Consider the following 21,335-nt stretch of genomic DNA (forward strand, 5'->3'; position numbering starts at 1 on the left):
CCCGGTATGTTCGGTGCGTAACCGGTGGACAGAGCGTGGGAAAATGGGCGATGCAATCACGATCCTCAGCCCGCTGGACCCGCCCGTGACCTCATCCTCCCCCTCGCCCGCGACGCAGGCCACCTTCGCCATCGGCGACGAACGCACGGCCAGCCGCATCGTGGATGCCATCACCGAGCGCTACCCCAGCCATGACCTCGCCATCGCTGCCTTCGAGGCGCCGGGCGGCCGCTGGGACATCACCATGCATTTCGCCGAAGCTCCGGACGAGGACTTCATCCGGGCGCTGGTCACAGAGACTGCGGGAGACGCGGCGGCCCGGTCGATCGTCTTCGGTACGGTCGAGACCAAGGACTGGGTCAAGGCGAGCCTCGCAGATCTGGTGCCGGTCAGCGCCGGGCGATTCGTGGTCCATGGCAGCCATGACCGCGACCGGGTGCCCCCCAACAAGCTCGGGATCGAGATCGAAGCCGCGCTGGCCTTCGGGACCGGCCACCACGGCACCACACGTGGATGCCTCCTGCTGCTCGATCAGGTGCTGAGCCAGCGAACCCCCAAGCGGATTCTCGACCTCGGCTCGGGAACCGGCGTGCTCGCCATCGCCGCAGCGAAGGCGCTGCGCCGGCGGATTCTGGCCAGCGATATCGACTTCCGTTCGGTGATCGTGGCGGATGAGAACGCGCATCTCAACGGCGTCGGAAACTGGGTCGAGGCCGTCCATGCGACAGGCTTCCATTCACCTCACTTCGCGGCGAATGGCCCCTTCGGTCTGGTGATGGCAAACATCCTCGCCAACCCGCTACGGCGGCTTGCGCCCGACATGGCGCGGCATCTGGCGCCGCGTGCATTCGTGATCCTGTCGGGATTGCTGCCGCATCAGGCGAACAGCGTGGTCGCCGCCTACCGCGGCGCAGGCTTGAAGCTGCTCAAGCCAATCCAGATCGACGGCTGGAGCAGCCTCTTGATGCAACGGCGCTAAGTCTCGCCGACTTGCAGACGTTATTCCCGTTTCATCCGATGCGGTGTGATGTCGGCCTCGGTATAGCCAGCTTCAAATCGTGCCCGCCGTGCCTCGCGCCGCAACCGGCTTTCCGTCAGGCGATCAAGCATCTGGACGATGACCCCGCGCGGCTCCTTGATCGTGACCGCTGGAATGCCGCTCGCCTGATGTAACGGCGGCGAAATCTTCTCAAACATAAATGCTGGCATGCCCTATCCCCTCTTCATTGAGTTGAAAAACACACCCCTTCGCGCTTCCTGGCGGCGCAGTAACCTCAACAGTTGCAGTCGCCAAATCGTTCCCCGTCACCTGTTAGTCCCCACAGCCGTCGTTGGATGCGGGGTTAATTCTGTGTCAAGCACAAGTCATGCCACCATTGAGGGGCAGCGCATTGCCGCCCCCGCCCCGGAATTCTAAGGTCGCCAGATGTTCGAAGCCCAGTTCCAGTCATTCGACGAGCCCGAAGGCGGCGTCGCGCTGACCGCGCGTCTGTCGGCATTCCGCGAGGAATTGCTGCGCCGGCAACTGACAGGGTTCGTGATTCCCCGCGCCGATAGCCAGCAAAACGAGTATGTGCCGCCCTCCGACGAGCGGCTGGCATGGCTGACGGGCTTCACGGGCTCGGCCGGGTTGGCCGCCGTCCTGACGGGAAAGGCTGCCGTTTTTGTGGACGGGCGCTACACGATCCAGGCCGCGAAGCAGGTCGATACGAAAGCCTGGACCATCGAATCCCTGATCGAACCGCCGCCGGAAACCTGGCTCACCGCGAACCTGTCACCGGGTGACCGCCTTGGATTTGATCCCTGGCTGCACACTTCGGCGGCAGCCGAACGCCTTGCCAGGGTCTGCGAAAAGGCCGGGGCGGAGCTGATCGCGGTGGACAGCAATCCGGTGGATTCGATCTGGACTGACCGTCCCGCCGCGCCGCTCGGGGCGGTGAAAGTCCACCCTGCCCAGTTCGCCGGGGAGAGCGAGAGCGACAAGCTTGCGCGCATCCGCAACGAAATCGCCAAGCTCAATGTCGACGCGCTGGTCTTGTCGGATTCTCACGCGGTGGGATGGACCTTCAACATCCGCGGTGCGGACGTCGCGCACACGCCGCTGCCGCTGTCCTACGCGCTGGTGCCAAAAGACGGCAGGCCGACGATCTTCATCGATCACCGCAAACTGTCGAACAGCGTACGCGATCACCTCGAAAAGAATGCGGGTGTCGAGGAGCCCGATGCGCTGATGCCCCGGCTTGCCGAACTGGCACGCGCCAAGGCCGACATCGGTCTCGATGCCGCAACGGCCGCCGATGCACTGAGCCGGATGATTGTCGCCGAAGGCGGCAAGCCGGTGCGTGTGACCGATCCGGTCGCCATGCTGAAGGCCGTGAAGAACGCCGCCGAGATGACGGGCACTCGCGCAGCGCATAAACGCGACGGCGCAGCGCTGGTCCGGTTTCTGGCGTGGATCGACAAGGAAGCACCATCCGGCAAACTCACCGAGATCGACGCCGTCGAAGCCCTGGAAACCTTCCGCCGCGAAACCGGCGCGCTGAAGGACGTGTCGTTCCCGACCATTTCCGGCACTGGCCCGAACGGGGCCATTGTGCATTATCGCGTGACCCGCAAGTCCAACCGCCGCATCGCACCGGGCGACCTGCTGCTGATCGATTCCGGCGCGCAGTATGAGGACGGCACCACCGACGTCACCCGCACCATCGCTGTCGGCGAGCCAACGGACGAGATGCGCGACCGCTTCACCCGCGTGCTGCGCGGACATATCGCGATTTCCCGTGCGGTGTTTCCCGACGGCGTCACCGGAGCGCAGATCGACGCTTTCGCGCGGCAGTTTTTGTGGCACGCCGGCATCGACTTCGATCACGGCACCGGTCACGGCGTCGGCAGCTACCTGTCGGTGCATGAAGGCCCGGCACGCATTTCCAAGCTCGGCACCACGCCACTGAAGCGCGGCATGATCCTGTCCAACGAGCCCGGTTACTACAAGACCGATGCCTTCGGCATCCGCATCGAGAACCTCGAACTGGTGGTCGAGGCGAAGATCGAGGGCGCCGAAAAGCCGATGAACGCGTTCGAGACGCTGACGCTTGCGCCCATCGACCGGCGGCTGATCAACGCCAACCGCATCAGCAAACAGGAACTGCGCTGGCTCAACGATTATCACGCGCGGGTGCGGCAGGAGATCCGCCCGCTGGTCGACGAGGCGACAAAAGTGTGGCTCGACGCGGCAACCGAACCCATGACACACGAGAGATGACGGAAGCTACACGCTGACGACAACCAAAAAGATCCGGACAACGTGACCGATCCAAGGACCGCGGCCGTGAAAGCGGCAAACCCAACCTCGTGGAAACTGCTGCTGATGCTGGTGGCGATGAACGGCCTCGCGCCGGTCTCGCTCTACATCCTTGTGCCGGCGCTGCCGATCCTCGCAAAGACACTGAACAGCGACGTCTCCGCCGTGCAGCTCAATGTCTCGCTGTTCATGGTTGGGCTGGCGATCTCGCAACTCGTGACCGGGTCATTGTCGGATCGCTTCGGGCGGCGGCCGGTGCTGCTGGCGGGGCTCGGCCTTGCGGTGATTGCGACCGTCATCTGCATGTTCGCGCAGACCCTGCCGCAACTGATTGCCGGGCGTTTCCTGCAGGCCCTGGGCGGCGCCACCGGCATGGTGATGAGCCGCGCGATCATCCGCGATCTCTATCCGCGCGAACGCGTTGGCGGGATGATCAGCCTCGTCATCGCGGTGATGATGATTGCGCAGCTTCTCAGCCCGCTGATCGGCGGTTTGCTGGAAACCAGCTTCGGCTGGCGCGCGATTTTCTATTTCATGGCGGCAACATCGGTCGCGATCGCGGCCGGCATCGCGCTGGGTCTGCCGGAGACTCGCCCCGCACGGGGACCGGCTGAGGACAGTGGGTTCTTCAAGGACGTCCGTGCACTGTCGGCGAGCCGTGTGTTCATCGGTTATGTGCTGTGCCAGATGCTGGCGTCAGCGATCATCTTCACCTTCGCGGGCGGCGGCCCCTATATCGTCGTCAACCAGATGCACCGCTCCACCGCAGAGTACGGCTTGTGGTTTGCAACGTCGGGCCTGGCCTACCTGCTTGGCAATCTGGTCTCGGTGCGCCTCTCGCCCTGTCACGGAATCGACCGCATGATCTGGCTCGGGATCGCGCTCCAAATCGGCGGATCGATCCTCAATGTCATCTGGGGCGTCACCGGCCTCAACCAGATGCCGTCATGGCTGTTCGGCACCCATATGATCGTGATGTTCGGCAATGCGTTTGCGATGGCCAACGCGTCCGCCGGCGCCATCAGCATTCGTCCGCAAGCTGCGGGCACGGCAGCCGGCGCGATGGGATTTCTGCAAATGGGCTTCGGTTCGCTCTGCTCGCAGCTCGGGGCGTTCCTCGGCGGTCAGTTCGCGACACCGCTGCCGCTCAATATCGCGATCCTGATCATCTCGGCGTCATGCGCCGTCGTGATCGTGTTGCTCGTGCCACGAACGCACGTCCCGGTGACAACTGAAAAAATCATCGAGGCGGAAGGCGAAGAGACGGGACTGATCTAGGGCAACCACTTCCCTTTAGATCGAGGCTTCGCCACGTCGATGCTGTTACTCCCTCTCCCCGGCGGGGAGAGGGTTGGGGTGAGGGGCTCTGGATCTATCGAGAGATTCTACGCCCTCACCCGACTTCGCTGCCGCGAAGTCGACCTCTCCCACGGGAGAGGTGGGGTTAAGCACCACCCACCAGCGCCAGCCACTCGTCTTCGGTCAGCACCTTGACGCCGAGCTTCTTGGCCTCGGCGAGTTTCGAGCCAGCGCCCGGCCCGGCGACGACATAGTCGGTTTTCTTCGACACCGAGCCGGACGCCTTGGCGCCGAGACGTTCTGCGGTGGCCTTGGCTTCATCGCGGGTGAATTTCTCCAGTGAGCCAGTGAAGACCACCGTCTTGCCCGCGATGGCGGTGTCCTTCTTCGGCTTCTCGGCGTCGCGGATCTTTACCTGCTTGGTCAACCGCTCGACAATGCCGCGATTGTGGCTCTCGCCGAAATATGCCGCCACCGCCTGGATCACCGTGTCGCCGATCTGGTCGAGGTCGTCCATCTCCCCGACGGCCTGCTCATCGCCCTTGGCGACTTTCACGCAGGCGTCGTGAAAAGCCTCCCATGAGCCGTAACCCCGCGCCAGCGCCAGCGCGGTAGTTTCGCCGACATGGCGGATGCCGAGCGCATAGATGAAACGGTCGAGGCCGATGTCACGCCGCTCGTTGATGGCGTCGAACAGGTTGCGCACCGAGGTTTCGCCGTAGCCTTCGATCTCCTCAAGCTTGAGCGTCCTGTTGCGCGCCTCCAGGGTGAAGATGTCGGCGGGCTCCTTCACCCAGCCCTGCTCGAAGAAATACTCGATCTGCTTTTCGCCAAAGCCCTCGATATCGAACGCGCGGCGCGACACGAACAGCATCAGGTGCTGGATCTTCTGGAACGGACAGGCGAATTCGCCGGTGCAGCGTGTGCGAGATCCTTCCTCGCCGGTCGCCGTCTCTTCGCGGACCACTTCAGTGTGTAACGGGCACGGACACTTTTTCGGGAAGTGATATTCCTTCGCGCCCTTCGGCCGCTTGTCCATTACCACATCGACAACCTGCGGGATCACGTCGCCCGCGCGCTGGATGATGACGGTGTCGCCGATGCGGATGTCGCGCCCCTCGCGCAGCACCTCGCCCTTGCCGCCAATCCCCTTGATGTAGTCCTCGTTGTGCAGCGTCACGTTCTGCACGATGACGCCGCCGACACCGACGGGTTCGAGCTTGCCGACAGGCGTCAGCGCGCCGGTGCGGCCGACCTGGATTTCGATGTCCTTGAGCACGGTCGTGGCGCGCTCGGCCGGAAACTTGTGCGCGATCGCCCAGCGCGGCGTACGCGAGACGAAGCCGAGGCGTTCCTGCCAATCGAGCCGGTCCACCTTGTAGACCACGCCGTCGATGTCATAGTCGAGATGCGAGCGCTGCGTTTCGATCTTCCTATGAAACGCAAGCAGTTCCTCCACCGAGCGGCAGACCTTCGTCAGCGGATTGGTCTTGAAGCCGCAATGCTCGAACCACTTGATCATGCCCGATTGCGTATCAGCCGGCATGTCGCTCATCTCGCCCCAGGCATAGGCGAAGAAGCCGAGCGGGCGCGAGGCGGTAACCGCCGGATCCTTCTGGCGCAGCGAACCGGCGGCCGAATTGCGCGGATTGGCGAAGATCGTCTCGCCCGCCTCTTTCTGCCGCTCGTTAAGCTTCAGAAAGGCGGCCTTGGTCATATAGACCTCGCCACGCACCTCGCAGACCGCCGGAATGTTGCGGCCTTTCAGTTTGTGCGGCACGTCGTGCAGCGTGCGGATATTGGCGGTGACATCCTCGCCTTCCGCGCCGTCTCCGCGGGTCGCGGCGGTGATAAGTTCACCGTCCTGGTAACGCAGTGACATCGACAGGCCGTCGATCTTCGGCTCGGCGCTGAACGAAATGGCCTCGGTGTCGCCGAGCTTGAGAAAACGGCGGATGCGGCCGACGAAATCGGTGACGTCCTGCTCGGCGAACGCATTGTCGAGCGACAGCATCGGCACCGCGTGGCGCACCTTTTTGAATCGACCGCTCGGTGCCGCGCCCACCTTTAGCGACAGCGACTCCAGCGTGCGCAATTCCGGGAAGCGCTCTTCGATCGCGTTATAACGCCGGCGCAAGTCGTCGTATTCGGCGTCGGTGATGCTCGGCCGGTCCTGCTGGTAGTAGCGCTTGTCGTGCGCGGCAATATCCGTTGCCAGCCGCGCATGCTCGGCACTTGCCTGCTTCCGCGTCAGGAGCGCAACGGGGGTCTTGTCGGTTTTAACTTTAGGCATTGCTGTTCCGGCGTGCCCGCGGCGAGGATCGAAGCACTAGAGCCTTTTGTTTTGACGCATTTTTCACGCGATCCGGTTTCCAATTCCCACTCGAAAACGCTCTAACCCGCGGCTTTGAGCAGCCGTTCGGCGGCAGCACGCGCCTCGGCGGTGATCTCCGCCCCAGCGAGCATCCGCGCGATTTCCTCCCGGCGATGATCCTTGGCAAGCAGCGCGACCCGCGTGGCAACGCGTTTACCCTTGTCGAGCGCATCCTTGGAAATCAGCAGGTGCTGATCCGCCCGCGCCGCCACCTGTGGTGCGTGGGTCACGGCCATCACCTGAACCTTTTCGGCGAGCCGCGCCAGCCGCGCGCCGATGGCGTCGGCCACGGCGCCGCCCACACCGGTATCAATTTCGTCGAACACCAGCGTCGGCGCCGAACCACGGTCCGAAAGCACGACTTTCAGCGCCAGCAGGAAGCGTGACAGCTCGCCGCCGGACGCGACCTTCATCAGCGGGCCCGGCTTGGTGCCCGGATTGGTCTGCACCCAGAATTCGACGCGGTCGAAGCCCTGCGGGCCGGGTGAGGCCGGATCAGATTCAATTTGCGTCGAGAATTTCGCACGGTCGAGCTTGAGCGGCCCGAGTTCGGAGTTGACGGCCTTGTTCAGCTTCTCGGCGGCCTTGCTGCGCGCGGCTGAAAGCTTCTGCGCAGCCGCGTCATAAGCCTTGTCGGCGGCGGAGGCCGCCTTTTCCAGAACCTTCAATTGGTCCGCACCAGCATCGATCAGCGCGACGTCCGACGCATAACGCTGCGCCAGCGCCGCCAGCCCATCGACCGGTGTCGAGTATTTTCGCGCGGCTCCGCGCAATGCAAACAGCCGCTCTTCGATGCGTTCAAGTTCGAGCGGATCGAAGTCGGCGGCGATCAGCGCCGCATGGAGATGCTGGTCGGCTTCTTCCAGCGCGTTGATCGCGGCGTCCATCGCCTTCACCGCGGGCTCGATCAGCGCGGGCGCGGTTCCCGCACGGCGCTCCAGCCGGCGCACGGCAGCCGCCAGCGACGAGACCGGCGACTGCGGGCCGCCGACCGCGGCCTGCGCCTCGCGCAAATCCTCGGCGATTTTCTCGCCCTGCATCATCACGGTGCGGCGTTCCGCCAGCGAGGTCTCCTCGCCTTCCAGGGGATTGAGTTTCTTCAATTCATCCGAGGCGTGGCGCAGATAGTCCGCCTCGCGGGCAGCGCGTTCCATCCCGGCGCGATGCTCGTCCAGCGCCGTGCGCGCGGTGCGGCGCGCATCCCAGAGTGCTTCGACGGCGCTCACGTCTTTCTCGAGGGCCGCGAAAGCATCGAGCAGCCGCCGATGCGTGGCGGTATCCACAAGCGCCCGCTCGTCATGCTGGCCGTGGATTTCCACCAGTGTGGTCCCGACCGCCTTCAGGGTCTGCACGCTGATCGCCTGATCGTTGAGGAACGCGCGGGTGCGTCCGTCGGAGAGTTGCACCCGCCGCAGGATCATCTCGCCGGTATCCTCAAAGCCGTTCTCGCGGAGGATGGCGCTGGCGGGATGCTTCTTCGGCACATCAAACACGGCCGTCACCTGGCCCTGCTCGGCGCCGTTGCGCACCAGACTCGCATCGCCGCGCCCGCCAAGCGCCAGCGCGAATGCGTCCAACAGGATGGATTTGCCCGCGCCGGTTTCACCGGTGAGGACAGCCAGACCTTTGAGGAAATCGATATCGAGCCGCTCGATCAGGACGATGTCGCGGATCGAAAGCCGGGCCAGCATGCGGGGTTAGTCCTGCAACAAGAAAATCAGCCGAGGCCAACCTTCTTGAATGCGCGGGTCATCCACGAATCCTTGTTGGCGGCCGGTTCGACACCGCCGGACTTTACAAGATTGTAGGCGTCTTTGTACCAGCGGCTGTCAGGAAAGTTGTGGCCAAGCACGGCGGCGGCGGTCTGCGCCTCGCCGACAATGCCGATCGCCATATAGGCCTCGGTCAGACGCGCCAGCGCCTCTTCGACGTGGCGCGTGGTCTGGTACTGAGTCACCACCACCTTGAAGCGGTTGATCGCCGCCGTGTAGTCCTTCTTGTCCATATAGTAGCGGCCGACGGTCATTTCCTTGCCGGCGAGCTGGTCGCGGGCGGCTTCGATCTTCCGCTTGGCGCTGCTGGCGTATTCCGAGGTCGGATACTTGCGGATCACTTCCTCAAGCGCAGCGATGGACTTCTCGGTGCGGCCCTGATCGCGCGAAACGTCCGGAATCTGGTCGAAGTTCGAGGCGGCGATCAGATACTGCGCATAGGCGGCGTCCGGGCTGCCCGGATGCAATGCGACATAACGGTTGGCGGACGAAATGCACTCGTCGTAGTCGCCATTCTCGTAAGCGGCGTAGGCCGACATCAGCAGAGATTTACGCGCCCATTCCGAATACGGATGCTGGCGGTCGACCTCTTCGAACTTCTTCATCGCCGACTTGCGGTCACCCTTCTTGTTCATCAGGTACAAGCCCTCGTTGTAGAGCTTGTCCGCCGGTTCATCGACGAAGGTTTCTTCCTTGGCGAAATACTTGTCCCACAGGGCGCCGGTGCCGCAGCCGCTGAGTGGCACGGCCAGAACCATCAGGCCGAACGCAAGGCGTGCCCGACGGCCGATACGGCTCATCAGGGACGGGTCGGGACTATTGCGCAGTTCGAGCGTCATACGTTTGGGCCGACCTGAATATGAATCCGACGTGGTTTGGGTCGCTGACCAGCCTGCGGCCGCCATCGCGGCAAAAAACAATCCCGAAGCAATCCCCAAGGCTTGTCCAGCGCGCCTATGTAACTGAAAAACGGGCCTTAACCAACCGGATAGGAGGACAATTCGCCGGGATTAAGGCGGATTTCGGCAGTTCAACAATGGCTTGGTTAAACGGTACCCTCGTCAAACGACGAACTGGTTAGACCGGAAGTTCCGAAACCGTCAGCGCGCAAACGGCAAACGCTCAGGAGACGTCCGGGCCGTAGGCTACGGCGACCATGCCGCCCGCGACATCGGCGTGGCCCCGCGCGGCGCGGCGGGCAACGGCCGGGCGTTCCAGCACCGGCTCGACAGCTTCCACGATCCGCCAGGCGTGACGGTCGGCCATCAGCGCGGTGAGCACGGCATGGTTGAGCTTGTGGCCACCACGCACCGAACGATAGAGGCCGATCAGCGGCAGGCCGGCCAGCGCCAGATCGCCCACCACGTCGAGAACCTTGTGACGGACGCATTCGTCGGCGTAGCGCAGGCCTTCGGTGTTCAGCACGCGCGTGTCGTCGAACACGACGGAATTCTCAAGCGAAGCGCCGAGGGCGTAGCCCGCGCTCCAGAGCTTGTTGACGTCGCCGACGCAGCCGAAGGTCCGGGCGCGGCAGATATCGCGGCGGAAGCTGCCGGCGTCGAGGTCGAAGGCGTAAGCCTGTCGGCCGATTGAAGAATTGGCAAAGTCGATTTCCAGCTCGGCGCGGAACCCGCCGGCATGGGGGCGGAGTTCGCCGAACGATTCGCCCATCTCGACCTTTACGGGCTTCAAAACTTCGATGAAACGGCGAGCTGCGTTCTGCTGAACGATACCGGCTCTATCAATCGCATCCACGAAGGGAGCGGCGCTGCCGTCCATGATCGGCACTTCAGGCCCGTCGACTTCGATGGTGGCGTTATCGACGCCCATGCCGCGCAGCGCGGCCAGAACATGTTCGGCGGTGGAAACGAGCGGACCCTGGTCGTCTCCCAGCACGGTCGCGAAATCGGTGGCGATGACGGAGGCCGCGATGGCGGTCACTTCACGATCAGCGCGGGTGAAGATAAAACCTGAATTGATTTCGGCTGGTCCGATCGTCACACTGACCGGAGATCCAGAATGAACGCCGATGCCCGTCACGGTGACCTGCGACCGGAGCGTTGTCTGCCGACTCGATTTCATTCCCGATTGCCCAAAGTTTTAGTCATCCCAAGTCGCTGTAACCGAACTGGTTTCGCCTGTTGAGCCGGCGGTGCGACCGTGGATCGTCCCCAAGTGCGAGAACCTTAACCTCTGCAACAAAGAGCGCCACTCACGCTTGTTTACAGATTGTTACCCCAAACTCGCCGCAATCACGCCGCCGGTCTGGCCATTTTCCCGGTCGCGGGGACGGCTTTCACCCCGGTTCAGGGCAGCCTGTAACCAAATAATTTTATCAGGAAAAACAAATATTTAATTTACATTCCGTCGCCTACGACGGCGCCTCATGAATAATGCCCCGGCTTGTGACCGGGGCATTATTGCGTTCAGCGATTGTAACAATCGTCAGTTGGCCTGACGCCGCAAAAAGGCGGGGATATCCAGATGGTCTTCCCCGCCGCCCTGCGGCGCGGCCGGAGCCGGACGGCCGTGCGAATCAAGGCCCTGAGGTGCCGGACGGCGAGCATACTCAGATACCGGTCCACCGGGTCCGCCGAACTCAGCCGGAACCGGACGTTGCGGCTTGCGCTCCGGCAGCGGCGGCATTGACGGCATGGCCGGGCCGGACGCACGGGCGGCGATCGGGGCTTCGGTTTCCTCGTCACGACGGCCGAGGCCGACATTGGCCAGGCGCTGCAGCAGCGAAGCACGCTTCTGCGGCGGATGCTCCTCGGCGGTCTCGCCGCGCGCCTGCCGGATCTGGTTCTGCGCCGGAACCGGCAATTCCTCGAACTGCGGCATACGCGGCGCACGGAGCGGCATACGCTCGGCAGGCTGCGGAATGAAGGACGCAGGCGGCGCGGCCTCCTGAAGGTTCATCGGCTCATCGTGATCCGGGAACAGCGAGGGCTTCGGCGGAATCGGACGCACGCTGACGTCGCCATAGGCGGCGGGCTGCATCGGCGCCGGAGCCGGACGCTCGGTCGGAGACACGGCTTCCGCGATGGCGGCGAGCGCCGCGCGGTCGATCTGGTCGGCGGTGGCACGCACCGGCGCAGGTGCCGCGGCGGCCTTCTGCTGCTGGGCACGCTCCTGCATGCGCTGATTGTCGGCACGCAGACGCGCGGTCAGCTCGGCCAGGCGGCTTTCGGGCGCGCCCGAAGTGACCACCGGCGCCGGCGCGGCGCGGCTGGCGGCGACAGTGTCGATGCCCGTGGCGACCACCGACACGCGGATGATGCCGTCGAGGCTCTCGTCGAACGTCGCGCCGACAATGATGTTGGCGTCGTTGTCGACTTCTTCACGGATGCGGGTTGCGGCTTCGTCGACTTCGAACAGCGTCAGGTCCTTGCCGCCAGTGATCGAGATCAGAAGCCCGCGTGCGCCGCGCATCGAGCTGTCGTCGATCAGCGGGTTGGCGATCGCAGCTTCCGCCGCGGTCAGCGCACGCTTCTCGCCCGTCGATTCGCCGGTACCCATCATCGCTTTGCCCATTTCGCGCATCACGGCGCGGACGTCGGCGAAGTCGAGGTTGATGAGGCCTTCCTTGACCATCAGGTCGGTGATGCAGGCAACGCCCGAGTAGAGCACCTGGTCGGCCATCGCGAAGGCGTCGGCGAACGTGGTCTTCTCGTTGGCCACGCGGAACAGGTTCTGGTTCGGGATGATCAGCAGCGTATCGACGACCTTCTGGAGTTCGGCGATCCCGGACTCCGCGGTGCGCATGCGGCGCTGGCCCTCAAAGTGGAAAGGCTTGGTGACGACGCCGACGGTGAGGATGCCCATCTCGCGCGCGGTGGCTGCAATCACGGGTGCCGCGCCGGTGCCGGTGCCGCCGCCCATGCCCGCGGTGACGAACACCATGTTCGCGCCCGAGAGATGATCCTTGATCTCATCGATGACCTCCTGGGCAGCCGCGGCGCCAACGTCCGGCTGCGAACCCGCGCCGAGACCCTGGGTGACCTGCGTGCCCATCTGCACGATACGTTCGGCCTTCGACATGGTGAGGGCCTGCGCGTCGGTGTTGGCGACGACGAAATCGACCCCCTGCAAACCGGCGGAGATCATGTTGTTGACAGCGTTACCGCCCGCGCCGCCGACGCCGAACACGGTGATGCGTGGCCTCAGCTCGCGAACATCCGGGGGTGTGAGATTGATGGTCATGGTTGCCTCTCGATTATGCGCGCGCGTGGGGGCTTGGGCTGCACGCCAAAGCGGTTGATGGATTGATCCGATCCGGTGTTGAGATCATCAGAAGCCCTCTCGAAGCCATCTGCCGACCTTTCCGAAATAGCCGTTGGTCCCTGTCATGAGCTGCCGCGTGTGCCGCGGTTCGACGTGTTCAAGATGTGCGAATTGCGGGTAGACTAGGAGACCGGCCGGCACCGCGAACGATGCGCTCTTGGCCTCGTTGGGCAGCCGGCCGAAGCCGAGCGGACGGCCGATGCGGACCTCGCGGCCGAGAATGCGGCTGGCGAGATCCGGAATGCCGGTGAGCTGCGATGCACCGCCGGTCAGCACCACTCGCGCCCGCGGCTCTGCCGCAAAAGGGGAATCCGCGAGCCGGTCCCGGACCATCTCAAAAATCTCCTCGACCCGCTGCTTCACGATGTTCGCGATCGTGGCGCGGGAAACAATCTGCGGCGCGTCACCGTCGTGACCGCTCACCGTCGGCACACTCATGACTTCGCGCGCGTCAGAACCGCCGGTCAGCACGGTGCCATATAACGTCTTGATTCGCTCGGCATCCGCAATGCACGCACCTAACCCGCGCGCCAAATCCATCGTCACATGCTGCCCGCCGACCGCAAACCCGCTGGCATGGACGCACTGGCCGCTCGAATAGGTCGCGATCGTCGTGGTGCCCGCGCCCATCTCGACCACGGCAGCGCCAAGATCGGCTTCATCGTCGGTCAGGACCGCTAATCCGGCCGTGTAAGGTGCGCAGGCCATGGCTTCGACGTTGAGATGACAACGCTCGACCACCAGCATCAGGTTTTTTGCCACCGTAGCGTCAGCGGTGATGACATTCATGTCGATGCCGAAGTGGCGGGCGACCATACCGCTGGGATCGCGGACGCCCCTGACGCCGTCCAGCGAGTAAGTGGCCGGCAGGACATGGAGCACGGTGCGCCCCCGCGGCGTCGCATGATGCATTCCGGCGCTGATGACACGGCTCATGTCGGCGGGTGTTACCGCGCCGCCGCGCAATTCCGAGGAGGCCTCGACCATAGCGCCTTGCAGGCGGCCGGCGGAGACCGACAGCAGCACCGATTCGACGCGGACCTTGGCCATCCGCTCCGCCAGCGCCACGGCCTGACGCACAGCCTGTTCGCACTCATTGAGATCGACCACGGCGCCGGCCTTGACCCCGCGCGACTGGATGTGGCTCAGCCCGATCAGTTCGACGGCATGGGTCCGGCCGCGCAGCGCATCGCTCGGCGGGCATGGCTTCAGCCGCGCGATCAGACAGGCGATCTTGCTGGTGCCGATGTCGAGCGCCGCGACCAGCGCCGTCTTGTTCGGCGGCATCTGGCGGGTCTTCGGGGTCTGAACGCCATCGAGACTGGTCATGCGCTTCCAGCCTTCTTCGGTGTTTTCTTGTCCTTGAGCAGGTCGTTGCGCGCCTTCGCCGCGTCCTCCGACAGGCGAACGGTCAGGCGATCCGGCAGCCTCATGTCGATGGCGGTGATGTCGCGCGAGAACAGGCCGGTCTCCTTGTCCATCTTGGACAGGGTTGCCAGCGCCTTCTCAACCTCGAATTCCGGCAGGCGAACATCAACGCCGTCGGCGAGCCGCAGATTCCATCGCCGCTCACCGACAAACACAATCGCCTTCACCTGCGACCGCACCTGCGGGTATTGCGCCAACAGCCCGAGGAAATCCCTGGCGCGGGTTTCCGCCCCCTTGCCCACCACCAGCGGCAGCGACACGAAACGCCGCGCCACATAGGGCTCAAGCACAGTGCCGTCGGCCGAAATCACGGAGACGCGTCCGTTTTCCTGCCACAGCGCGAAGGGCGAGCGCTCGGTGATGTCGATCTGCAGGCGGCCCGGATAAAGCTTCTGCACGGTGGCGTCAGAGATCCACGGATCGGCCTTCAGCTTGTCGCGCGCAGTCGCGGCATCGAGGAACAGGAGCGACGAGCGGCCATTGACGCCGCCGACGGCGAGGATTTCGTCCTGCGTGAGCTGTTTGCGGCCGGTGATCGCGACGCTGGTGATTCGGAAGCCGACGGAATTGGCCGCAGCGTTGCGGGCGTCGCTCAGCGCGCCGAGCACCTCGTCAGTGTGACCGCCTTTGACCACGCCCAGCACGGCAGCGCCGATCAGCACCACCGCGGTTGCGAAAAGTCCGAAACCGCGCGGACGACGGCGCTCGAGCGCAGCGATCCAATGCGGTTCTTCGTATCGGGTGACGGGTGCATTACCGCCACGGCGGGCCGCACCCTGCGCGCGGGCGCGCGGACGCTGGGCTGCTGAAGCGCCCCTCGTCTGAGGATTAGATTGGGGCCTCTGCGATCTCACCGATCGAGAGAGGCGTCCTCCACCATCCATTGCACCAACTCGTCAAATGTTACGCCTGCGTGAGCCGCAAGCTCTGGAACAAGTGACGTCTCGGTCATGCCGGGTTGGGTATTTACCTCGAGGCAGGTCAGTCCCCCTGTTCCCTCGATGCGATCGTCGTAACGGAAATCCGCACGGCTTACGCCCCGGCAGCCAAGCGCCACATGCGCCGCCAGCGTTAACCTTCGGACTTCCTGGTAAACAAAAGGTAAAATAGGTGCAGGCAGGATGTGTTTTGATGCGCCCGGAGAGTACTTTGCCTCGTAATCGTAGAATTTGATTAAAGGTACGATCTCGATCACCCCGGTCGGCTCGCCGTTAATGACGGCACAGGTGAGTTCCTTCCCCGCGATGTATTTCTCGACCAGAAGCTGGTCGCCATGGGGCCAGTCCTCCCGGAACAGCTCCTGCGGAGGGTGGGCATGGGCCTCGGTGACGATGAAAACCCCGACGCTGGAGCCGTCCGCCACCGGCTTAATGACATAAGGCGGCGCCATGGCGTGCCCCTTGGCCACTTCGGCGCGGGTCAGCGTCAGCCCTTCCGGCACCGGCACCCCCGCTGTCGCCATCACCGTCTTGGCGAGATCCTTCTGCATCGCCAGCGACGACGACAGCACGCCGGAGTGCGAATAGGGAATCCCGAGCGTTTCGAGCACGCCCTGTATGGTGCCGTCCTCGCCGGGCTTGCCGTGCAACATCACCAGCGCCGCATCCGGCTTCAACTGCTCGAGAACGGTCGCGATGTTGCGCTTCACGTCGATGCGCGTGACCTGGTAGCCCTTGCGCTCCAGCGCATCGGCGCAAGCCTTGCCAGAGCGCAGCGAGACTTCCCGCTCCGACGACCATCCGCCCATCAGCACTGCGACGTGTTTGAATTGATTCATGATCTCTCCCGATACGCCTACCTACGCTGATTTGAGCCGATGACCAAGCCGCAGCAATTCAGGTATTGTCGCCGCGACACAGCAATTGGAGCCGGCAGCGGGGCTCAACAAGAAGGCTATTTTCATGATCCGAGCCTGGCTCGACCTGTCCGCCATCGGAATTTTCGCCGTCCTTATCGTGCTTTATTTCGGCTTCTCGCTGTTTCTGGCGCTGATCTCTTTTCGCAGCCCTTTGGCCCGGCACGTGCAATCGCTGACCGGCGTGGTCGCGCCATTCTTCGGTTCGGTTGCAATCCTGTTCGCGCTCCTGACCGGCTTCCTCGCCAACGATGTCAGCGAACGCAACCGCCGCGCCCATCGCGCCGTCGAAACGGAAGCCGGTGAAATACACAACCTTCATACGCTGAGCGTGGCGTCGGTCTCGGACATGCAGTCCATTCGCAGAGCCATCAAAGTGTATGTCACATCGGTCGTCACCGACGAGTGGCCGACGCTCGACAGGGGCCAGACGTCGCCGATCACGGGGGCCGCATACGACGACCTGCTGCACGAAGTAAGTGTCCCATCGATCGGAAAAGCGTCGGGCTCTGCCGTCCAATCCGCAATGCTTGGCTCCGCACTGCGCATCGGCACAACGCGAAACGAGCGCGTGGCCATCTCGTCGGACCACACGAACGACCTGAAATGGCTCGTCGTGATCCTGCTGGCGCTGTTCACGCAGGTGGCGATCGCCCTCGTTCACCTCGAACGCCCGCGCGCATTCGCTGCTTCGATGACCGTGTTTTCAAGCGCGGTGATCGTCACACTGGGAATCATCGCGCTGCAGGAATATCCTTTCAACGGCGCATTCAGGGTCTCGCCGGCGCCTCTGGCGCAGCTCCTGTCGCTGCCCGAAGCGATCACGCCGCGTCCTCTGAACTAGGGCAGCGCGACGCCGATCCGCTTGATCTCCCAATGCAGATCGATACCTGAATTCTCCATCACCCGCGCGCGCACGGTCTCGCCCAGCGTCTCAATGTCGTGACCGGTCGCGTCACCGGTGTTGATCAGAAAATTGCAGTGCATCTCGGACACCTGCGCGCCGCCGACCCGATAGCCGCGCATCCCCGCCGCATCGATCAGTTTCCACGCGCTGTGGCCCGGCGGGTTCTTGAATGTCGAACCGCCGGTCTTCTCGCGGATCGGCTGCGCGGTTTCCCGGTGGTTCTGCACTTCGGCCATGCGCGCGCGGATGGTCTCGGGATCTGTCACGCGGCCCCGGTACAGCGCCGAGGTGAAGATGACCGACGTGTCGACGCCTGAATTGCGATAGACGAACTTCATGTCGGCATTTGAGAACGTGACCTTCTCGCCTGCGCGCGTAATGCCCCTCGCCTCGACCAAAACATCCTTGGTCTCGCCGCCATTGGCGCCTGCGTTCATGCGCAGCGCTCCGCCGATCGACCCCGGAATCCCGAAGTAGAACTCGAGCCCGCCGATATTGGCTGCTGCGGCAGCTTCCGCGACGCGTTTGTCGAGCGCAGCCGTTCCCGCGCGCACCGTATCGCCCTCTGCCTTGACCTCGCCAAAGCCACGCGGCGAGAGACGGATAACCACACCGCTCACGCCGCCGTCACGCACGATCAGGTTCGAGCCAACGCCGACCGTGTAGACAGAAATGTCCTCCGGCAGTTTCGACAGGAAATAGGCGAGATCGTCTTCATCAGCGGGGGTGAACAGAATCTGCGCAGGGCCGCCGACGCGAAACCATGTGAGAGGTGCGAGGGATTCATTCGCCAGCAGACGCCCGCGCAGATCGGGCATCGCAGACTTCAGATCGGCGCTGATGTCGGGAAAAGTCAGTACAGCCAAGAACGATACTCCGGCTTGGTGTCTTTCATATCGTCAAACAACCATACCATGCGATCGACAAACCACGTCTTGGCGGCGATCACCAGTAGCATCGCCAAAACAGTTACGGGCGCATTGAAAGCGACGAGGCCCCAGATCAGCGCAAGCGCGCCTGTCGCCGAAAAAAGAGTTGCAACGCGAGGGGCGATGCGATGCTGCGGGGGCACCTCGCCACGCCTCAGTCCGACCCAGATACGCTCGCCAAGCACCGCTTTCGAAGCCCAGTTGTTCGTGGAAGCCGGAGGTGGAAACGCGCGGGGATTCCAGATCAGCCATGCAACAACGATTGCGACCGGAACGACGGCCCACCAGCCCAGCCACAGACGGCTCCAGATTGCCGCGACCAGCACCGGGAACGCAGCATAACGCGTCCACACGCTCCATGGATTGGCGTGCCGGCGCCAGGACTCGTCGCTGAGAACGGCCATCGGCATCTCGCGTTATTTCAACGCCTGCAATTCGCCCGGCAGAGCATAAGCCCATTGCGTGATGTTGCCCGCGCCGAGACAGACGACGAAGTCGTCCGGCCTTGCGACATCGCGCACGACCGACGCGAGCTTGTCGACGCCTGGCAGCGGAATCACTTCACGATGACCGTGGGCACGCAGTCCGAGCACGAACGCGTCGCGATCAATGCCGGGGATCGGATCTTCACCCGCCGCATAGATGTCCGCGACGATGACCGTATCCGCGTCGTTGAAGCAGGTGCAGAACTCCTCGAACAATGACTGAAGCCGGGTGTAGCGATGTGGCTGCACCACGGCGATCACTTTGCCCTTGGTGGAATCCCGGGCGGCCTTGAGCACCGCGGCGATCTCCACTGGATGATGGCCATAATCGTCGATGATGGTGACGCCGTTCCATTCGCCGGTGCGGGTGAAGCGGCGTTTCACGCCGCCGAAGCCCGCCAGCGCCTTGCGGATAGCCTCATCGGAAATGCCGATCTCGTGCGCGACGGCGATCGCCGCCGTCGCATTCAGCGCGTTGTGACGGCCCGGCATCGGCAGCACCAGATCCGAAATCTCGTGCGTGGCATCGGTCTTGCGGTGGCGGAACGCCACCTTGAACTTCGAACCTCCGCTGAACGGCACGAGATCGACCAGCCGCGCGTCGGACTGCGGGTTCTCGCCATAGGTAATGATGCGGCGGTCTTCGATCTTGCCGACCAGCGTTTGCACCACCGGATGATCGATGCACATCACCGCGAAGCCATAGAACGGCACACCCTCCACGAAGGCCTTGAACGCGTCCTGCACGGCATCGAAGGTCTTGAAGTGATCGAGGTGTTCGGGATCGACATTGGTGACGATGGCGACGTCGGCGGGCAGCTTGAGGAACGTGCCGTCGCTCTCGTCGGCTTCCACCACCATCCACTCGCCGGCCCCAAGCCGCGCATTGGTGCCATAGGCGTTGATGATGCCGCCGTTGATGACGGTTGGATCGAGAGCACCGGCATCGAGCAGCGTCGCGACCATCGAGGTCGTGGTGGTCTTGCCATGGGTGCCCGCGATGGCGATGCAGCTCTTGAGCCGCATGAGCTCGGCGAGCATTTCGGCGCGGCGCACCACCGGAATGCGCAATCCGCGCGCGGCCATCAGTTCGGGATTGTCGCGCTTGATCGCGGTGGACACCACCATCACGTCCGCGCCGTTCACGTTCTCGGCCTTGTGGCCGATGCTGATCTTGACGCCCTTGTCGCGAAGCCGGGTGACGTTGGCGTTCTCCGAGGCGTCCGAACCCTGTACGGTATAGCCGAGATTGCACAGCACCTCGGCGATGCCGCTCATGCCGATGCCACCTATACCGACGAAGTGAATGGGTCCGATCTCGCGCGGCAGTCTCATCAATGCTTCTTTCAGTCGTCGGCGGGGCTTCACCCGCCAGGATGTCTCGTGAGCGCCCCTTCAAACAGACGAAGCTGGCCGGGACAAGCCCGGCCAGCTCGGAAAAATACACGATTCTTTTCAAATCAGGCCGGAAAGGCCCAACCCGTCCGCTACTCGGCGGCCGCTGGGCAGACAACCGCTGGAACCAGCCTGGCGCGCCGCATTTCGGCCCGATAGCTCGCCATTGCGAGCACGAGACCAGCCAGCGGCACCAGCGCCGCGATCCACGGCACCGACTCAAGGCCCGGCCCGTGGTCGATAATAGTCCCGCCGAGCCACGCTCCGATGGCGTTGCCGAGATTGAAAGCGGCGATGTTGAAGCTCGACGCCAGCGATTGCCCGGCACCATGCGCCTTGTCCAGTACCCACATCTGGAGCGGCGGTGCGGTCGCAAATGCGGCGACGCCGAACAGAGCGGCAAAGGCAACCACTGCAATCTTGTTGTGAACCGCGAATGTCATCAGTGCGAGCACAACCGAGAGCGCGAACAGACTGCCAAATACAGTAGGCATGAGCCGCTTGTCGGCGAACCGTCCACCGAGCAGGTTTCCGATCAGCAATCCGATGCCGACCACCAGCAGCATCGGCGACACAGCAGCATCGGCGACACAGCAGCATCCGTGAAGCCGGTGACCTTGGTCAGCAGCGGCGCGAGATAGGTGAAGACAGCAAACACACCAACCCATCCAAGAACGGTGGTGAGCAGTCCTGCAAGCACGGGACCGCGCTTGAGAACCGCAAAGTCTTCCCTGAGATTGAAGGCTTCAGGCGCCTCCTTGCTGGCAGGTACCAGCAGCGCGATGATCGCAAAAGCAACCACGCCGACCAGCGTGACGGCCCAGAATGTCGCGCGCCAGCCGAAATGCTGGCCGAGCCATGTCCCGAACGGCACACCGAGAATGGTGGCAACGGTCAGGCCCGTGAACATGATCGCAATGGCCGATGCCTTCTTGTCGGAGGCGACCAATGAAGTCGCGACCACCGAGCCCACGCCGAAGAAGGTGCCATGCGCGAAGGCCGTCAGCACACGTGCGGCCATCAGGGTCCAGTAGTTCGGGGCAAGCGCGCAGGCCAGATTGCCGATGGTGAAGACTGCCATCAGCACCAGCAGCGCCGTCTTCCGTGGCCAGCGGGCGGTGGCGATGGTCATGATCGGGGCACCAACCACGACGCCGAGCGCATAACCCGAGATCAGCAGGCCCGCAGCCGGAATGGAGACGCCGAGATCGGCGCCGACCTGGATCAGCAGACCCATAATGACGAATTCAGTGACGCCGATTCCGAAAGCGCCGGCGGTAAGCGCATAAAGTGCGAGTGGCATGGA

Annotated in this window: 16 protein-coding genes and 1 pseudogene; 4 read left to right on the forward strand and 13 right to left on the reverse strand. The window is 63.6% G+C overall.

Translation table 11 applies throughout. The features are described 5' to 3' along the window. Positions 1-43: 43 nt before the first annotated feature. The gene (locus tag AC1Q67_RS04920; protein WP_492234977.1) at positions 44-979 is read left to right on the forward strand and encodes a 50S ribosomal protein L11 methyltransferase; all 936 of its coding nucleotides are present in this window, start codon (positions 44-46) and stop codon (positions 977-979) included. Between the two features lie 20 nt (positions 980-999). Here the strand turns inward: AC1Q67_RS04920 and AC1Q67_RS04925 are convergent, their stop codons facing one another. Continuing rightward, positions 1,000-1,209 (reverse strand): hypothetical protein, encoded by a 210-nt coding sequence (locus tag AC1Q67_RS04925; protein WP_492234976.1) that lies wholly within the window; start codon positions 1,207-1,209, stop codon positions 1,000-1,002. 217 nt (positions 1,210-1,426) lie between these two features. Here AC1Q67_RS04925 and AC1Q67_RS04930 point away from each other — a divergent pair, with 217 nt between their 5' ends. Beyond that, positions 1,427-3,262 carry an aminopeptidase P family protein gene (locus tag AC1Q67_RS04930; RefSeq protein ID WP_492234975.1) on the forward strand — a complete coding sequence of 612 codons (1,836 nt, stop codon included), beginning with the start codon at positions 1,427-1,429 and terminating at the stop codon, positions 3,260-3,262. Between the two features lie 42 nt (positions 3,263-3,304). Further along, positions 3,305-4,579, forward strand: coding sequence for a multidrug effflux MFS transporter (locus tag AC1Q67_RS04935; protein ID WP_492234974.1), 1,275 nt, complete (start codon positions 3,305-3,307; stop codon positions 4,577-4,579). Positions 4,580-4,745: 166 nt separating this feature from the next. Here AC1Q67_RS04935 and ligA read toward each other — a convergent pair whose 3' ends face one another. The 8 genes from ligA to AC1Q67_RS04975 all read right to left on the reverse strand — a co-directional run bounded on the left by ligA (position 4,746) and on the right by AC1Q67_RS04975 (position 16,235). After that, positions 4,746-6,893 carry an NAD-dependent DNA ligase LigA gene (ligA, locus tag AC1Q67_RS04940; RefSeq protein ID WP_492234973.1) on the reverse strand — a complete coding sequence of 716 codons (2,148 nt, stop codon included), beginning with the start codon at positions 6,891-6,893 and terminating at the stop codon, positions 4,746-4,748. A gap of 101 nt (positions 6,894-6,994) precedes the next feature. Then, entirely contained in the window at positions 6,995-8,665 is a 1,671-nt protein-coding gene (recN, locus tag AC1Q67_RS04945) for a DNA repair protein RecN (protein WP_492234972.1), read from the reverse strand. 26 nt (positions 8,666-8,691) lie between these two features. Then, positions 8,692-9,585, reverse strand: a complete 894-nt coding sequence (locus tag AC1Q67_RS04950) for an outer membrane protein assembly factor BamD (protein WP_024576357.1) — start codon at positions 9,583-9,585, stop codon at positions 8,692-8,694. A 283-nt stretch (positions 9,586-9,868) separates the two neighbouring features. Further along, positions 9,869-10,828 carry a UDP-3-O-acyl-N-acetylglucosamine deacetylase gene (lpxC, locus tag AC1Q67_RS04955; protein ID WP_492234971.1) on the reverse strand — a complete coding sequence of 320 codons (960 nt, stop codon included), beginning with the start codon at positions 10,826-10,828 and terminating at the stop codon, positions 9,869-9,871. Between the two features lie 363 nt (positions 10,829-11,191). After that, the gene (gene ftsZ / locus AC1Q67_RS04960) at positions 11,192-12,949 is read right to left on the reverse strand and encodes a cell division protein FtsZ (RefSeq protein WP_492234970.1); all 1,758 of its coding nucleotides are present in this window, start codon (positions 12,947-12,949) and stop codon (positions 11,192-11,194) included. A gap of 87 nt (positions 12,950-13,036) precedes the next feature. Then, positions 13,037-14,359 (reverse strand): cell division protein FtsA, encoded by a 1,323-nt coding sequence (gene ftsA / locus AC1Q67_RS04965; RefSeq protein WP_492234969.1) that lies wholly within the window; start codon positions 14,357-14,359, stop codon positions 13,037-13,039. Continuing rightward, entirely contained in the window at positions 14,356-15,342 is a 987-nt protein-coding gene (locus AC1Q67_RS04970; RefSeq protein WP_492234968.1) for a cell division protein FtsQ/DivIB, read from the reverse strand. The genes ftsA and AC1Q67_RS04970 overlap by 4 nt, the downstream gene beginning before the upstream one ends. Then, positions 15,309-16,235: a D-alanine--D-alanine ligase gene (locus AC1Q67_RS04975; RefSeq protein WP_006021710.1), complete on the reverse strand. Its 927-nt coding sequence runs from the start codon at positions 16,233-16,235 to the stop codon at positions 15,309-15,311. Before AC1Q67_RS04975 ends, AC1Q67_RS04970 begins: the two co-directional genes overlap by 34 nt. Positions 16,236-16,359: 124 nt before the next feature. Between AC1Q67_RS04975 and AC1Q67_RS04980 the strand changes: the two genes are divergently transcribed. Next, complete coding sequence (locus AC1Q67_RS04980; RefSeq protein ID WP_006021711.1) at positions 16,360-17,157, forward strand: bestrophin-like domain; 798 nt, start codon at positions 16,360-16,362, stop codon at positions 17,155-17,157. On the opposite strand, the gene murB is transcribed toward AC1Q67_RS04980, so the two are convergent. The 4 genes and pseudogenes from murB to AC1Q67_RS05000 form a co-directional block, all read right to left on the reverse strand. Next, positions 17,154-18,077, reverse strand: a complete 924-nt coding sequence (gene murB, locus AC1Q67_RS04985) for a UDP-N-acetylmuramate dehydrogenase (RefSeq protein WP_492235705.1) — start codon at positions 18,075-18,077, stop codon at positions 17,154-17,156. The genes AC1Q67_RS04980 and murB overlap by 4 nt on opposite strands. Then, positions 18,074-18,553 (reverse strand): DUF6653 family protein, encoded by a 480-nt coding sequence (locus tag AC1Q67_RS04990; RefSeq protein ID WP_492234967.1) that lies wholly within the window; start codon positions 18,551-18,553, stop codon positions 18,074-18,076. Before AC1Q67_RS04990 ends, murB begins: the two co-directional genes overlap by 4 nt. A 12-nt stretch (positions 18,554-18,565) precedes the next feature. Beyond that, positions 18,566-19,969: a UDP-N-acetylmuramate--L-alanine ligase gene (gene murC / locus AC1Q67_RS04995; RefSeq protein ID WP_492234966.1), complete on the reverse strand. Its 1,404-nt coding sequence runs from the start codon at positions 19,967-19,969 to the stop codon at positions 18,566-18,568. A gap of 152 nt (positions 19,970-20,121) precedes the next feature. Then, a pseudogene (locus AC1Q67_RS05000) lies at positions 20,122-21,332 on the reverse strand (MFS transporter). Positions 21,333-21,335: the final 3 nt, after the last annotated feature.

Source organism: Afipia sp. GW823-FHT06G09, assembly GCF_058794875.1.

What these genes read in the sequence shown, in the direction of transcription:
- recN (WP_492234972.1), bottom strand. Translation starts at nt 8,665, where the DNA reads ATGCTGGCCCGGCTTTCGATCCGCGACATCGTCCTGATCGAGCGGCTC.
- ftsZ (WP_492234970.1), bottom strand. Translation starts at nt 12,949, where the DNA reads ATGACCATCAATCTCACACCCCCGGATGTTCGCGAGCTGAGGCCACGC.
- AC1Q67_RS04925 (WP_492234976.1), bottom strand. Translation starts at nt 1,209, where the DNA reads ATGCCAGCATTTATGTTTGAGAAGATTTCGCCGCCGTTACATCAGGCG.
- AC1Q67_RS04930 (WP_492234975.1), top strand. Translation starts at nt 1,427, where the DNA reads ATGTTCGAAGCCCAGTTCCAGTCATTCGACGAGCCCGAAGGCGGCGTC.
- lpxC (WP_492234971.1), bottom strand. Translation starts at nt 10,828, where the DNA reads ATGAAATCGAGTCGGCAGACAACGCTCCGGTCGCAGGTCACCGTGACG.
- AC1Q67_RS04950 (WP_024576357.1), bottom strand. Translation starts at nt 9,585, where the DNA reads ATGACGCTCGAACTGCGCAATAGTCCCGACCCGTCCCTGATGAGCCGT.
- AC1Q67_RS04975 (WP_006021710.1), bottom strand. Translation starts at nt 16,235, where the DNA reads ATGAATCAATTCAAACACGTCGCAGTGCTGATGGGCGGATGGTCGTCG.
- ftsA (WP_492234969.1), bottom strand. Translation starts at nt 14,359, where the DNA reads ATGACCAGTCTCGATGGCGTTCAGACCCCGAAGACCCGCCAGATGCCG.
- murC (WP_492234966.1), bottom strand. Translation starts at nt 19,969, where the DNA reads ATGAGACTGCCGCGCGAGATCGGACCCATTCACTTCGTCGGTATAGGT.
- AC1Q67_RS04980 (WP_006021711.1), top strand. Translation starts at nt 16,360, where the DNA reads ATGATCCGAGCCTGGCTCGACCTGTCCGCCATCGGAATTTTCGCCGTC.
- AC1Q67_RS04920 (WP_492234977.1), top strand. Translation starts at nt 44, where the DNA reads ATGGGCGATGCAATCACGATCCTCAGCCCGCTGGACCCGCCCGTGACC.
- ligA (WP_492234973.1), bottom strand. Translation starts at nt 6,893, where the DNA reads ATGCCTAAAGTTAAAACCGACAAGACCCCCGTTGCGCTCCTGACGCGG.
- AC1Q67_RS04970 (WP_492234968.1), bottom strand. Translation starts at nt 15,342, where the DNA reads ATGGATGGTGGAGGACGCCTCTCTCGATCGGTGAGATCGCAGAGGCCC.
- AC1Q67_RS04990 (WP_492234967.1), bottom strand. Translation starts at nt 18,553, where the DNA reads ATGGCCGTTCTCAGCGACGAGTCCTGGCGCCGGCACGCCAATCCATGG.